This window comes from Pseudomonas sp. E102, assembly GCF_052660185.1.
Genome location: NZ_CP084025.1, coordinates 4793794 through 4808898, shown reverse-complemented (window position 1 = coordinate 4808898; position 15105 = coordinate 4793794). Strand labels below are relative to the sequence as shown.

Annotated in this window: 11 protein-coding genes; 10 read left to right on the top strand and 1 reads right to left on the bottom strand. The window is 61.1% G+C overall.

Annotated features, from left to right (window positions below):
• Positions 1-169 precede the first annotated feature (169 nt).
• The 6 genes from DOCECA_RS21660 (at position 170) to pgaD (ending at position 9069) form a co-directional block, all read left to right on the top strand.
• On the top strand, positions 170-805 hold the full coding sequence (locus DOCECA_RS21660; RefSeq protein WP_420767737.1) for an NADH:ubiquinone oxidoreductase subunit N: 636 nt from the start codon (positions 170-172) through the stop codon (positions 803-805).
• 159 nt (positions 806-964) lie between these two features.
• Complete coding sequence (locus tag DOCECA_RS21655; RefSeq protein WP_420767778.1) at positions 965-2470, top strand: YdgA family protein; 1506 nt, start codon at positions 965-967, stop codon at positions 2468-2470.
• A gap of 248 nt (positions 2471-2718) precedes the next feature.
• On the top strand, positions 2719-5202 hold the full coding sequence (pgaA, locus tag DOCECA_RS21650; RefSeq protein WP_445571060.1) for a poly-beta-1,6 N-acetyl-D-glucosamine export porin PgaA: 2484 nt from the start codon (positions 2719-2721) through the stop codon (positions 5200-5202).
• 12 nt (positions 5203-5214) lie between these two features.
• Positions 5215-7212, top strand: a complete 1998-nt coding sequence (gene pgaB, locus DOCECA_RS21645) for a poly-beta-1,6-N-acetyl-D-glucosamine N-deacetylase PgaB (protein WP_434561350.1) — start codon at positions 5215-5217, stop codon at positions 7210-7212.
• Position 7213: 1 nt separating this feature from the next.
• Positions 7214-8569, top strand: a complete 1356-nt coding sequence (gene pgaC, locus DOCECA_RS21640; protein WP_420767740.1) for a poly-beta-1,6-N-acetyl-D-glucosamine synthase — start codon at positions 7214-7216, stop codon at positions 8567-8569.
• A complete protein-coding gene (gene pgaD / locus DOCECA_RS21635) occupies positions 8566-9069 on the top strand; it encodes a poly-beta-1,6-N-acetyl-D-glucosamine biosynthesis protein PgaD (RefSeq protein WP_420767741.1) in 504 nt (167 codons plus the stop codon). The genes pgaC and pgaD overlap by 4 nt, the downstream gene beginning before the upstream one ends.
• Before the next feature lie 70 nt (positions 9070-9139).
• On the opposite strand, the gene DOCECA_RS21630 is transcribed toward pgaD, so the two are convergent.
• Positions 9140-10672 carry an FAD-dependent oxidoreductase gene (locus DOCECA_RS21630; protein ID WP_445571059.1) on the bottom strand — a complete coding sequence of 511 codons (1533 nt, stop codon included), beginning with the start codon at positions 10670-10672 and terminating at the stop codon, positions 9140-9142.
• Positions 10673-10812: 140 nt separating this feature from the next.
• Here DOCECA_RS21630 and DOCECA_RS21625 point away from each other — a divergent pair, with 140 nt between their 5' ends.
• From DOCECA_RS21625 to DOCECA_RS21610, 4 genes are all read left to right on the top strand, one after another.
• Positions 10813-11370 carry a YbhB/YbcL family Raf kinase inhibitor-like protein gene (locus tag DOCECA_RS21625; RefSeq protein WP_420767743.1) on the top strand — a complete coding sequence of 186 codons (558 nt, stop codon included), beginning with the start codon at positions 10813-10815 and terminating at the stop codon, positions 11368-11370.
• A 132-nt stretch (positions 11371-11502) separates the two neighbouring features.
• Positions 11503-11676: a hypothetical protein gene (locus DOCECA_RS21620; RefSeq protein ID WP_420767744.1), complete on the top strand. Its 174-nt coding sequence runs from the start codon at positions 11503-11505 to the stop codon at positions 11674-11676.
• Between the two features lie 37 nt (positions 11677-11713).
• Positions 11714-13027: an MFS transporter gene (locus DOCECA_RS21615; protein WP_420767745.1), complete on the top strand. Its 1314-nt coding sequence runs from the start codon at positions 11714-11716 to the stop codon at positions 13025-13027.
• A gap of 250 nt (positions 13028-13277) precedes the next feature.
• Positions 13278-14954: a vWA domain-containing protein gene (locus DOCECA_RS21610; RefSeq protein WP_445571058.1), complete on the top strand. Its 1677-nt coding sequence runs from the start codon at positions 13278-13280 to the stop codon at positions 14952-14954.
• The last annotated feature ends 151 nt before the right edge of the window (positions 14955-15105 follow it).

Below are 15105 nucleotides of genomic sequence, written 5' to 3'. Positions count from 1 at the left end.
AACCCCTGTCTGCACCGCAGACGGGGGTTTTGTCGTTTCAGAGCCGGTAATCGGATCATCTCCCTAATTGCTGTCGCGCCCCGGCAAACCCCCAGTCCATTGCTATGCTTGGGTTGTTGGGCGTTTGCAACGAGAGCCCGCGATGTGACTGGTCATGGGGATTCGAATAATGAAAAACCCTTATGCTCCCGGCTTCTGGTGCGCTATTGCGGCGTTGGTACTGCTTTCGGCCACCTATTTCTATGGCGTCATGCTGACTCATCAGCTCGATAAAGCGCTGATTTTCCTTGATAGCGCGTCCGCGCTGATCGGTGTCATATCCATCGCAGTGGTCGCCTGGGCCTCGATGCAAGGCCAGCGCATCAAGAAAAAACAGCTCGAGCAAGGCAAGACCCTGGTGTTGATATGGGACACCAAGGTCGCGCTGCGTCGGGTCGAGACGGTGTTTGATCGCTATTTCTGGGGCAGCTATTGGCAACCAGGTCGCACGTTCCAAGAGGTCATGGGAGAGCTCACGGGTACACCATTGGAAAAAAGTCTCGAAGCCTTGAAAATCCAATGCGCGGCCTTGGACGAGCAGGTCGCGCAAGATGATTGGCACTGGCTCAACAACGCTCGTGAACTGTGCGATGTCGCCAATGCCATGGCTAGGGAGCGTTACCAGTTGGATTTCTGTGATGGGCGTGCCGACTCGTCGAGTACGGCGGTGATCAATCGTGATTTCGAGGTACTGGTATACACCTGGACGGCACGGCTCAAGACATTTGATCACCAACTGGACGAGATCGAAGTCCAATATTCGTAGACCATTTCTCAAGAACACGCTTTTTCCCCTTTAAACATTGGGCTTGCTGGCGTGCCTGGTGCTAATCTCCTCCACCACTTTTGCCGCGTCGAGCCACAGCCCTTTGCGGGTCAAGGAAGACGGCGACTTTTTCAACCATGGAATACGATCGGGTCTCTCATGAATAAATCAGCAAGCGTACTTCTCGGAATCGTTGTGGTTATTGGCGCTATCAGTGCGGGCGGCGCCTGGTATACCGGGACGAAGCTTGAAGGAGTCTTGAATACAGCCATTGCCGACAGCAACAAGCAATTGCAAACGGCTTTGGCCGGGTCCAACGGTACCGCTTCGATCGAGCTGGTTTCCTTGGATCGTGGAACATTCAGCAGCACTGCGCATTACCGCCTCAAAGGTGAAGGCGAAATGTTTGGTGGCGAATCCGTTGAATTGTTGTTCGTTGATAACATCGAACACGGCCCGCTACCGGTTTCCCGGCTGATGACGCTCAAATGGTTGCCGGTCATGGCTACCAGCCACACCGAACTTGAGCGGACTCCGCTGACCGAAAAATGGTTTGTTGCCGCCAAGGATAAATCGCCGCTCAAAGGCGTTTTCAACCTCGGCTACGATCAGTCCACAAACGGTACATTCGAACTGCTCCCGCTGGATACCAAGCTGGACGAACAATCCCAGCTCATCTTTTCCGGCCTGAAAATCGACGTGGCAGCCAGCGCCCAAGCAGAGAAGATCAAGGCCGACGGTTATATGGACAGTTTCAAACTGACCACCGTCGCCGAAGATCAAACACCGGTGCAAATCGAGCTCAGCGGTCTGACATTGGCCAGCAACCTGACCAAGAGCACCTACGGCTACTACATGGGTGATAACACCCTGCTGCTGAGTAACAGCAAGACCAGTTTCGGCGAACAGAAATCAGTGCTGGGCCTGAAGAATTTCGAAATGAAGAACAACAGCTCCGAAAAGGGTACCAGCGCTTCGGGGCGTGCCGACTACAAGATCGGTGAGTTGTCTTTCAACGATAAGGTCATTGGTTCGGCGCAGATGGCGGTAAGCCTGAAGAACCTGGATATTCCCGCAACCATGTCGCTGATGCAGGTCTACCAAGCCAAACTGCAGCCATACGAAAAAGCTGCTGCCGAGGCCGCTGAAGCGGGCGAGCCAGCGCCAGAGCTGAATTTGACCGAGGCCGAAGAGGCGCAGGTCAAGGCCGATCTGGAGAAACTCCTGGCGGGCGCCCCACAAGTGGCCCTGGAGAACCTCTCGTTTAATACGGCTAACGGTGAAAGCCGCGCGAGCCTTGTCGTAGACCTGGCCAAGCCACAATCGATGGATCTGCCGCCGGATGAACTAGGCCGTCAATTGCTCGCCCTGCTGGATTTCAAAGTGAAGGTGTCCAAGCCGATGCTTGTGGACCTGCTGACCGTGCAGGCGCAGATGGAAGGCCAGACAGACGCCAAACTGATCGCCGACCAGGCCACTGCCACCAGCGATATGTTCAGCGCCATGGCTGTGGGTACGGAGCTGGCGAAGCTGGAAGGCAACGACGTGGTCACCAACTTGCACTACGCCAACAATCAAGTGGATTTCAACGGACAGAAAATGACCGTTGAACAATTCTCGGCATTTGTGATGAGTAAGTTGGGCGGCGGCGTCGCCGTTCAGTAATACCCCTAAAAGCTCCCCTCCAAAAAACCGGCCCGTGCCCTGCGCACGAGCCGGTTTTTTTTTCTCTTTGAAAACTTCGGCGCTGAAATCTGCATGGATTCTGAAGAATTATGGCGTTCCGAAAAATCACCCTTCGCGCGATGCCAGACTTAGCCCGTTAGAGCTTGGCTGGGTTCCTTTGACCCGGCCTCCTGTTTGATGGGCAAGGGGGCACTGCGACCCGGCTGGCCATGTAAGGATGCTGACGAATGCCGCGTACTGTGGGTCCCTTTATTCGATTCGGTTTGCGCCCGTTGTTTCGCGTCGCGCTGTGCAGCCAGTTGTGCTTGCCGCTGGCGGCGTTTGCCGATGCCGCCTATGACCAAATGGTGCTTGATGCCCGTTCGGGCGATTACACGCCCGCACTGGCCGTGTTGCGCCAAGTTCCGGCGGGGCAGGCCAGTACCGCGCAAATCAGCGATCACTTGCAGATCGCCAGCTGGGCTGGTCTCGATGCCGAGGTGGTGAAGGTCTACGAAACCCAAGGCCGTTACCGCGAGTTACCGGTCCAGGCGCTGACCGCAGCGGCCCGCTCCTATCGCAACCTCCAGCGTTGGGATCCGGCGATTGAGCTGTATCGTCGAGCCCTGGCCATCGAACCACGAAATGCGGACCTGCAACTGGGCCTGGCCCTGACCCAGGCCGACGCCGGCAAACCCGACGAAGCCGTCAGCCGTGCCAAGGTCCTGGTTGCCGCCAAGCCCGAAGATCCGATGCGCCGGTTGGCGTTGGGCTATGCACTGACGCGCGCTGACAATCCCCACGAAGCCCTGTTCCAATACGATCAAGCCTTCATCCGTGCCGGTAGCAACAAGCCTGAAGTCGCGCGCGAATACATTCATGCGCTGCAGCGTGCCAGGTTGCCTGAACCGGCGTTGCGCCTGGCCCGTCTTCAGCCTGGGCTGATCGACCGCGGCGTGCAGCGCCGGCTTGAAGGCGATGTGGCGGCTGAACGGGTGCGTCTGGCGGATATGGCCAGCCGCAGCGAAAAGGAGCGCTTTGTCATCGCTGACCGCGCGTTGGCCGATTACGACAAACTGCTCGCCACCTGGACGCCAGTGGCCGAGGCCCATGAGGACGTGCTGCGGTGGCGAATCGACCGCATGGGAGCCCTCAACGCCCGCGCTCGCCGGGCAGAGGTGATCGCCGAATACCAGAAGCTGGTCGCTGAAGGTATCAGCATTCCGACTTATGCCTTGCGCTGGGTGGCCTCTTCTTATCTTGAGCAACGTGAGCCGGAAATAGCCGTCGAGCTGTACCGCCGTGTACTGACCGCGCCGGATGCCGACCCTGCGGACCGTTTCGAAGACAGCACCGCGCTCTACTACGCCTTGCTGGAAAGCGAAAAGTCCGAAGAGGCCCGCGCGCTGGCCGAAGATCTGGCTAAATCACAGCCGTCTCGGGTGGAGCTCAAGGGATTGCCAATCGGTAACCCCAACGACGAGTGGATGGATGCGCAGATGCTTGCCGCTCAAGCAGGCACTTATGGCGCTGACCTGCCCTCCGCCGAAACGCGTCTGGAAAGTCTCATCTACCAAGCCCCTGGCCACATCGGCCTGCGCCTGGCCCAGGCCGACCTGTATCAAGCCCGTGACTGGCCGCGGCGTTCAGAAAGCCTGCTCAAGGAAATCGAGACCACGACACCGCGCAATCGCGACCTGGAAGTCGCCCAGGCTCGCGCGGCGATGGACCTGCAGGAATGGCGGCAGATGGACGCGCTTACCGACGACGTGGTCGCCCGTTATCCGGAGAATGCCCACGTCAAACGCCTGCAACGTCAGCGTGACGTTCATGACATGGCTGAATTGCGCATCGAAGCCTACACCGGCAAAAGCTACGGCGGTGGCAACGGCGATGCCGGCGCGGTGACGGGTAGCCGGGACTTTGGTATCGAAACGTTGCTCTACAGCCCGCCCATTGACGAAGACTGGCGGCTATTCGGCGGTGCCGGCTACGCCACTGGCGACTTTGAGGAAGGCACCGGCCATCATCGTTGGCAGCGCTTGGGCGTGGAGCGGCGTACCCGCGACATGACTCTGGAAGCGGAAGTCTCCAACCACTCGTACGGCTCCGGTGACAAACAAGGCGCGCGCGTGGCCGTGGCCCGGGACATCAACGATCACTGGCAGTACGGCGGCAGCCTGGATTACCTCTCGGCCGAGACACCGTTGCGAGCTCTCAACAGCGGTATTCGCGCCAATGGCGGGAGCGGTTTCGTCCGCTGGCGCGCCAATGAAAGCCGCGAATGGCGGCTGGCTGTGAGCCCGTCCCATTTCAGTGACGGCAACAATCGCCTGGAGACCCTGCTGACCGGCCGCGAGGGCATCTACAGCGCCCCACGCCTGCAGGTGGAGCTGGGACTGGAAGTGGGTGCCAGCCGCAACAGCGGTTCCGAAGAAGTGCCGTACTTCAATCCGAAGTCGGACTTCAGCGTCATGCCGACCGTGAGCGCCAATCACGTGCTGTACCGCCGTTACGAAACCACTTGGAGCCAGCAATTCCAAGTCGGCGCTGGCACCTACAGCCAGCGCGACTACAACACCGGTGCCATGGGGTTGCTCGGCTACGGCCAACGCTTGCTCTGGAACGATGTGCTCGAAGCCGGGGCCGCGCTGAGCTGGCTCAACCGCCCTTACGACGGCGATCGTGAAAGCGATCTGCGCCTGCTTGTCGATCTCACCTACCGCTTCTAGAAGAGTTTGAAAATGCCCGTCATTTCGCGATTCATCCTTCTGCTGGGAGTCTTGCTGATCAGCGCTTGTGCCCAGCAAGCCCCGGCGTTCGCGCCACCTTCGCAACGGCCGGTCGCGGCGAACGATGCCCCGTGGCCGAAAAACCATGTGCTGGGTATTGCCTACCATGATGTCGAAGACCGCGACCCCGACCAGGGCCTGGTAGCCGTGCGCACTGAGCGCCTGATTGAACAGCTGGCCTGGCTGCGTGAAAACAATTACCAGGCGGTCACGGTCGACCAGATCATCGCTGCCCGCAACGGCGGACCGCAACTGCCGCCGCGTGCGGTGTTGCTGAGTTTCGACGATGGCTACTCAAGCTTCTATACGCGCGTCATGCCGATCTTGCGAGCCTACAACTGGCCGGCAATCCTGGCCCCGGTCGGCAGTTGGGTCGACACGCCGATGAACCAGAATGTGGATTTCGCCGGTGTGCCGCGCAAGCGTTCCGAGTTCCTCACGTGGGAGCAGATTCGCGAGATTTCGAAATCGGGCCTGGTGGAAATCGCGGCCCACACCGACGCCAACCACAAAGGCGTGCTCGCCAATCCCCAAGGAAACCAACAGCCGGCGGCAACTACCCGGCTCTATGATGCCGTGACCGGTCGCTATGAGAGCGAGGCCGATTTCCAGGCGCGTATGCGCAAAGACGTGGCGGCTATTTCAGACAAGATCCGCAAGGTGGTCGGCTACAGCCCGCGTGTCTGGGTGTGGCCTTACGGCGAGGCCGACGGCACCGCATTGCAAGTGATCGGCAGCCAGGGTTACCAGATGGCCCTGACCCTGGAAGATGGCCTCGACAGCCTCGATAACCTGATGAGTGGACCGCGCTTCCTGGTCGCATCCGATCCGGATGGTGCTCACTTCGCCGAAAGTATCGCGTCAGTGCAGACGATCGACCCGATGCGGGTGGTCCACGTCGACCTGGATTACGTCTACGATTCTGACCCCGTGCAGCAGGAGGCCAACGTCGGCAAACTGGTCCAGCGCATCTATGACCTGGGCGCCAACACGGTGTTCTTGCAAGCGTTCGCCGATCCAAAAGGCGATGGTCTGGTCCACTCGCTGTACTTTCCTAACCGCCACCTGCCGGTGCGCGCCGATCTGTTCGACCGCGTTGCATGGCAATTGCGCACCCGGGCCAACGTCAAGGTCTATGCGTGGATGCCGGTACTCAGTTTTGCCCTGGATTCGAAGTTGCCGCGCGTGCAGCGCTGGGATCCGGAGACCGGCAAGACGGGCGTCGCCCCAGACCAATATGTACGCCTGTCGCCGTTCGACCCGAACGTGCGAAAGATCATCGGCGAGATCTACGAGGACATGGCGCGGATGAGCTCGGTGGACGGCGTTCTTTATCATGACGATGCCGTATTCTCCGACTTCGAGGACGCCGGCCCCGCCGCGATGAAAGTGTACGCCGCCCATGGCTTGCCGCAATCGATCGCTGCCCTGCGCGATGACCCTGCCGCCATGCAGCGTTGGACTCGCTTCAAGAGCCGCTACCTGATCGACTTCACCGCCGAGCTCACCGCCAAGGTCCGGGCGATACGTGGCCCGCAGGTGCGCACGGCGCGCAACATCTTTGCCGAACCGATGCTCAACCCGGAAAGCGAAGCCTGGTTCGCCCAGAACCTTGACGATTTCCTCGCCGCCTACGACTGGACGGCGCCGATGGCCATGCCCCTGATGGAAAAACAGACCCGCGAACAGTCGGGGCCCTGGCTGGAGCGATTGGTGGAAACCATCAAGGCTCGCCCCGGTGCACTCAAGCGCACGGTGTTCGAACTGCAAGCCCGTGATTGGCACAGCAAGCCAGTGGCAGACATCGAGGGCGAACAACTGGCCGACTGGATGGGGCGCCTCAAGCGCCAGGGCGTGACCAGTTTCGGCTACTACCCGGACAATTTCATCGAAGACCAGCCCGCCGTGAAAGCCGTGCGGCCGGCGCTCTCCAACAAGTGGAATCCTTGACATGCTTGACAGACTGCTCGCCGTCCTGGTGCTGGCGATCGTCCTTGGGGTGCCCCTGGGCCTGATCTTCCTGGTTACCGGGCAATTCCTGATGGACTTCGTGTTCTTCTACCCGCTGTTCATGTCCGGCCTGTGGATCGCTGGCGGCCTGTATTTCTGGCTGCACTGGGAGCGTCACTGGCCGTGGAAGGACGACACGTTGCCGCCGCCCCTGGCCGGCGAGCCGCTGATCAGCATCCTGGTCCCGTGCTTCAACGAAGGCGACAACGTTGCCGACACGATTCACGCAGCGCTGGGCCAGCATTATCCGAACATTGAAGTCATCGCCATCAACGACGGCTCCAAGGACAACACCGCCGAGGTGCTCGATCGACTGGCCGTCGAAGACCCGCGCTTGCGCGTGCTGCACCTGGCGGAAAACCAGGGCAAGGCCGTGGCCCTGCGTATGGGCGCCATCGCCGCACGCAGCGAATACCTGGTGTGTATCGACGGCGACGCGCTGTTGGCGCCCAACACCTGCGCCTACCTGGTAGCGCCGATGCTGGACAACGCCCGCCTTGGCGCGGTGACCGGCAACCCGCGCATCCGCACCCGTTCGACGTTGGTGGGCCGGGTCCAGGTCGGCGAGTTTTCCTCGATCATCGGTTTGATCAAGCGCACCCAGCGGGTTTTCGGGCGGATCTTTACCGTGTCCGGCGTAATCGTCGCGTTCCGTCGCACCGCCCTGCACCGGGTCGGCTACTGGAGCCCGGACATGATCACCGAGGACATCGACATCAGCTGGAAGCTGCAACTGGACCACTGGAGCATTTTCTACGAGCCACGCGCCCTGTGCTGGATCCTCATGCCCGAAACCTTGCGTGGCCTGTGGCGGCAGCGGCTGCGTTGGGCCCAGGGTGGCGCCGAGGTGCTGTTCAAGAACATCCGCGGCATCTGGCAATACCGTCACCGCTACCTGTGGCCGCTGCTGTTCGAATACTGCCTGTCCACCGGTTGGGCGTTCACCTTCCTGCTGTCAGTGATCTTCTGGGGAGCCGGTAAATTCGTCGAGATGCCAGCCGCCATCGCCGTGGACCACTTGATGCCGCCGGCTTTCACCGGCCTGTTGCTGGCGGTGGTGTGCCTGATGCAATTCGCGGTGAGCATTCTGATCGACCGTCGCTACGAAAAGGGCCTGTGGCACATCATGTTCTGGGTGGTCTGGTACCCCCTGGTGTTCTGGCTGATCAGCTTGTTCACCACGCTGGTGAGTTTCCCCAAGGTGCTGTTCGGACAGCATCAGAAACGCGCGCGCTGGATCAGCCCGGATCGCGGGATCAAACCGTTCGATGACGAAGAAGAGGAAGTGATCCGATGAAAATTATCAGGACCCGCCAGCGGCCTTTTCTGGTGATCATCGACGTGCTCTTTACGGTACTGGCGTGGGTTGGACTGTTGTACCTGCTGGTGAACGGTCTGTGGCCGCTGTTTGACAGCCACGCGGGCCCGCGTCTGGGCGGTTCATTGTTCGACACCCTGGGGACGTTGCAGATCTACGGCTGGATCGCGTTGGTCAACGCAATCATCCTGATCAGCTGGGCGCGCTATCAACAGCGCAAGAGCCGTAGCTTCGCCCAGCGTAGGCTGCCAAGGCCCGCCGTGGACGACCAGGGGCTGAGTGCCAGTTTCAAATTGACTGGCGAACGTCTGGAAACGCTGCGCCAGCCAGGTTCGAAGATCATCCATAACAATCAGGACGGCGATATCAGCCACGTCGTGCCGCATTTCCACTTGTTGGGCCCGGATTTGCAACCGCCGCCCCTCGCGCCGCTGGAGCGACCGCAGATCATTCATCTGCCGGCGGATCATTCGGCGTAAGCGCAGCGGTGCTGCTTCATTGTGGGAGCAAGCTCGCTCCCACAGGCTTTGTGGCGTCTGCAAAGACAAGCTACATCGAAAAATCCCGGACCAGCCGCCAAGCTTCATCCACAGGCAGCGGTTGTTTCATGCGCTGGGCCAGCGCCGCCATCGCCCGGCCTTCATCGCAGGCCACGACCGCCACGACCAGGCCGTCCTTGCCGAGCAGCGCGATAAAGGGCGGATGCTCGGGCGTGCCCTTGAATTGCACTTCGTCCCATTCCTCGGCATGGCCCAGATAGTCGTAGCGTTTGCCGAAGTGATAGGTCCAGAAGAACGGCACGTCCAGGTAATGTTCTTCACCACCGAGCATGTTCGTCGCGGCGATGCGGGCCTGTTGCTGGGCCAGCCGCCAATGTTCGATGCGCTGGGGCTGGCCGTTGAGGGGGAAGGTCGCGATATCACCCACGGCCCAGACGCCGTCGGCCACGCGCATGCCGTCGTCGACAATCAACGATTGGTCTTTCTCCCGTGGCAGGTTGGCGAACGGCTCCGTGGCCGGGCGCACGCCGACGCCGACGATGACCAGGTCCGCCTCAAAGCGTTGGCCGTTATCCAGCACCACGGCGTGTACTTTGCCCATACCCTCGATCCGCGCTGCTTCGCCGTCGGTGTGATACACCACGCCATTGGCCCGGTGCCGAGCCAGGATCGCCTTGCCGATACTGTCGCCGAACTGCGCCGCGAACGGCACTGGGTGACGAGCCAGGACGGTGACGCTGAGTTCGCGTTTGCGCAGGGAGGAGGCGACCTCCATGGCAATGAAACTGTCGCCGATGATCACCGCTCGTTGCCCCGGCTGCGCATGTTCGAGAATCCGCCGTGTATCGGCCAAGGAGCGCAGCATCAGGATTTGCGGCAAGTCGATACCGGGCAGATCCAGCGTCTTGGGTTCGCCGCCAGTGGCAATCAACAGGGCGTCGTAAGCCAGTGATTGACCGTCGGCGAGGCGGATCCGACGCGCATTGACATCAAGGCCGGTCACTTGGCCGTGGCGCCGTTCGATGCGTTGTTGGCTGAAATAAGTTTCATCGCGCAGAGGCGGAGTTTCGTCCGCAGCCATGTCGCCAGCCAGTACATATTTGCTCAACACCGTCCGGTCGTAGCCGGCCTCGGCCTCGCGGTCGATCAGCTGGATCCGGCCGCCGAAACCCTTCTCGCGCAACGCCGCCGCGCATGCCGTGCCCGCCGCGCCGGCGCCGACGATGACAAACGTGCGCGGGTCATCGGCGGGGGGGACTTTTTCGGCCGGCAGTGGTTGGTCATCGACCCAGACTTCTTCGCCTCGCACCTCGACGTGATAACGCTCCAGGCTGTCGAGGGCCGGCGGCTCGCACAGGGCGCCGTCTTCAGCGCGAAACGCGGCTTTGTGCCAGGGGCAGATCAGCCTTCCGTGGCATACGGCGCCCTTGGCCAAAGGCGCCCCGGCATGCGGGCACTTGCCTTGGAACGCCCGCACTTGCCCTCCAGCCCGTAACAGCAGGATGGGCGCGTCGTTGAGGGTGACTTCGAGGCCGCGGTCTTCTCGCACATCAGCGAGGCGGGCGACTTGATGCATCGGCATGGTCGTTCTCCGGCAGGCGTTTCCCGTTGGAGTCGAGGGATTGGAACGAGGTTCAGCGTAATTGTCACTGCAACCGGGGCGGCGCTGCGGCTATAGTTCGCAGGCCGTCGTTGGCCTGAACCGCATTCAAGGTGCCCGGTATGACCCGATTGACTTCCTTCTCCTCCTGGCTCGCGGCCGTCACCCTCGTGCTGTGCGCACAGGGAGTCCAGGCCGAAGAGCGTTTTACCCTGAGCATTCCCGGCGTGTCGGACGACCGCCTCTTCACCGCAGCGGCCGCCAGCGACGCCAACCAATGTGGCGGCAAGAATATTTCCCCGGCCCTGAGCTGGAATGCCGGCCCGCCTGGCACCCTCAGCTACGCCATCGTCATGCTCGACCCCGACGGCCAGCGTGGACAAGGCGTAGATCATTGGGTCCATTATGGAATCAAGGCCAGCACCCGACAGATTCCGACAGGCGCGGGCACCAAATCCACGCTTGAGGGCATGAGCGGCATCAACAGCAAAAACACCCACGGCTACATCGGACCGTGCCCGCCCGTGGGTGACAGCGCCCACCATTACCTGATCCAGATTTTCGCCCTGGACCTGCCGCCCGACGCCCTCCCTGCCGGCCTCACACGGGCCCAATTGATGGAAAAACTCAAGGGCCACGTCCTGCGCAACAGCAGCGTGGTGCGCCGCTATCACCGTTGACCGGGCTCGGCTCCGGGCGAGCAAGCATGCACCCGCGGGGTTGCCCGGCAGCCCCAATCGTCACGTAAGTTGGCATCGTGCGCTAAAAACGAGCACTATCGAGCCCCTGTTCATTCATGCCGGAGGATGGCGATGACGCAGAAAACCGACGGCATCGCCCGCCTCAAGAATTGCCCCACCAAGGGCGACGAAATACGCCGGGCCATCGCCCAGAGCCGCAAGGATTTCTTGCCAGCTGACGAGGCCGCGGACGCCGAGCCAGGCCAATCGTCGGTGCAGCCCGCGGACAAGGGGCCCGCTGCCTGAACCGTCGCCTTCTTCCAATTCTTTTTCAAACTTGCCTATGACTGCCACCACTCATTTGCCAGACGCCCGGTTCAACCGATCCGACTACAGGACCCTGGGCCTCGCCGCCCTTGGCGGTGCGCTGGAAATCTACGATTTCATCATTTTTGTCTTCTTCGCCCTGACCCTCAGCCAGCTGTTTTTCCCACCGGAAATGCCCGAGTGGCTGCGCTTGCTGCAAAGCTTCGGAATTTTCGCCACCGGCTACCTGGCACGGCCGTTGGGCGGGATTCTCATGGCGCACTTTGCCGATCGCCTGGGGCGCAAGCGGGTGTTCAGCCTCAGCATTCTCATGATGGCGTTGCCCTGCCTGCTCATCGGCGTGATGCCGACGTACGCGCAAATCGGTTATTTCGCCCCGTTGCTGTTGCTGGCGCTGCGTATCCTGCAAGGCGCGGCGGTCGGCGGGGAAGTGCCCAGCGCCTGGGTCTTCGTCGCTGAACATGCGCCACTGAAACATCGAGGTTATGCCTTGGGCTTTCTCCAGGCGGGCCTGACCTTCGGTTATCTGCTTGGCGCCCTGACCGCCACGGCGCTGGCGCGGATTTATACCCCGGCGGAAATCCTTGACTACGCGTGGCGCCTGCCATTCCTGCTGGGCGGGGTATTCGGTGTGATTGGCGTCTGGCTGCGCCGGTGGCTGAGCGAAACGCCGATCTTCATGGCGCTGCAAGCCAATCGCGAAGGCGCGGCGGAATTGCCGCTGCGCACGGTCCTGCGCGACCATCGCCACGCCTTGCTGCCCGCCGCGATTCTCACCTGCGTGCTGACCTCTGCTGTGGTGGTATTTGTGGTCATCACCCCGACCGTGATGCAGAAGAGCTTCGGCCTGACCCCTGGCCACACTTTCGCCCTGAGCAGCCTCGGCATCGTTTTCCTGAACATCGGCTGCGTCCTGGCCGGCCTCATCGTCGACCGCATCGGCGCCTGGCGCACGGTGATGCTGTATAGCCTGCTGCTGCCCGTGGGCATCGCCGTGCTCTTCGCCAGCCTGATCAGCGGCAGCGCGTGGCTGGGCCTGGCCTACGCTATCGCCGGCTTGGGTTGCGGTGTAGTCGGCGCGGTGCCTTCGGTGATGGTGAGCCTGTTTCCGGCAAAAATCCGTGTATCTGGCATCTCGTTTACCTACAACATCGCCTACGCGCTGTGGGCGAGCATCACGCCGTTGGTGCTGATTGCTTTGGTGCCGTGGAGTCCTTGGGTGTGCGTGGGGTACTGCGTAGTGATGGGCGCGCTGGGCGTCGGCGCGGCGGCTTATTTTCCGAAACGGCACACGAAGTCTGTCCAGCCCTCGCTGGTGTGCGAATCGTGAGTTAGCGCACGGTGTGCCGACTCAACGGTGCTCGCTTAAACCATTGCGATGGCACGGATCCGCGCCGAGTAACGTCGGTGGTGGACTGAAGGAAACCGTCGTGGCGGTAACCTGAGGGAAAATCGCAAAGGCATCAGGGGCTAAGGAGGGCTGCGAGCAGTCAGGAAATTATTTCCAAGCGATTAACCCGAACCACGCAGGCCTTACGTCTGACCTTGTGAACGAATCATCCATCCACGAGGTTCAGCCCATGTCCCGCCCACTGTCTTTTATGCGTCCTGCCGCCCAGGGTTTTGCTGTCACCATGCTGGTGACGTTGGCCGGTTGTGGGTTGTCTTCGTCTCACGAAGCGGCCAAGTCAGCCGAGCCGGTAGCCGTGGCGCCCAGTGTTGTACCGCAAGGCGAGATCGCCGAAGTGCGCCAGTCGACGGCCAAGCGCATGCTCATGAAACCGGCACCAATGCCTGCCCCAAGCGTGGCGAACGATGCCGTCGCCGCGGGTTACCGCGCCGAGTCGCGCGAGCAGTACGAAAAGCTGCCGGACAATCCCATCCATAGCGTTGCCGAAACGCCGGTCTCGACCTTCAGCGTGGATGTCGATACCGGCAGCTATGCCAATGTGCGACGTCTGCTCAACCAAGGCAGCCTGCCGCCCGAGGGCGCCGTGCGCTTGGAGGAGATGGTCAACTACTTCTCTTACCATTACGCCTTGCCCACCGATGGTTCGCCGTTTGGCATGACTACCGAAGTCGCGCCGTCGCCATGGAATCCTCATACCCGTCTGTTGCGCATCGGCATCAAGGCGTCCGACCGCGCCGTGGCGGAGCTGGCCCCGGCCAATCTGGTGTTCCTGGTGGACGTGTCGGGTTCCATGGACCGTCGTGAAGGGCTGCCGCTGGTCAAAAGCACGTTGAAACTGCTGGTGGATCAATTGCGCGATCAGGACCGCGTATCGCTGGTGGTTTATGCCGGCGAATCCCGCGTGGTGCTCAAGCCCACTCCGGGCAGCGACAAAGTGAAGATCCGCAACGCCATCGATCAGCTGAACGCTGGCGGTTCAACCGCGGGGGCCTCGGGCATCGAACTGGCCTATCAAATGGCCCGGGAAAGCTTCATCGACAAGGGCATCAACCGCATCCTGCTGGCCACCGACGGTGACTTCAACGTCGGCATCAGTGATTTCGACAGCCTCAAGCAGATGGCGGTGGATCAGCGTAAAAGTGGTGTATCCCTGACAACGCTGGGCCTTGGCGTGGATAACTACAACGAACACCTGATGGAGCAATTGGCTGACGCCGGCGATGGTAACTACGCCTACATCGACAACTTGCTCGAAGCCCGCAAGGTCCTGGTGGATCAGCTCAGTTCGACGCTTGCGGTAGTGGCGCGGGACGTGAAGTTGCAGGTGGAGTTCAACCCGGCCCAGGTCAGCGAATATCGCTTGCTGGGTTATGAAAACCGCGCATTGAAACGTGAGGATTTCAACAATGACAAAGTCGACGCGGGCGAGATTGGCGCAGGGCACACGGTGACGGCGTTGTACGAAGTTGTTCCGAAGGGGGAGAAGGGCTGGCTGGAGCCGCTGCGTTATGGCAACGCATCGAAGTCGGATGGCAAGGTCGGCGAACTGGCCATGTTGCGTGTACGCTACAAACCGGCCGAGGGCGGCAACAGTCGCTTGATCGAGCATCCAATCGCCAGCGCGCAAAGCGAAAAACAACCCAGCGATGACCTGCGCTTCGCGGCGTCCGTGGCGGCCTTCGCCCAGCAACTCAAGGGCGATGGACGCTACACAGGCGCGATGAGCCTGAAGGACACCGCACAACTGGCGAGGTCGGCCCGTGGCGATGACCCGTTCGGGTTGCGCGCCGAGTTTGTGCAGTTGGTGGAGCTTGCGCAGAGCCTTGAACCTGCGGCCAGGCGCTGATCCCGAGCGCAACGGGGATCAAAAATGTGTGGGAGCGAGCTTGCTCGCGATGGCGTCGGATCAGTTGCATGTGTATTGCCTGACATACCGCCATCGCGAGCAAGCTCGCTCCCACAGGGTTCCCTTGTTGTCTGCCAGGACTGTGTTGCAA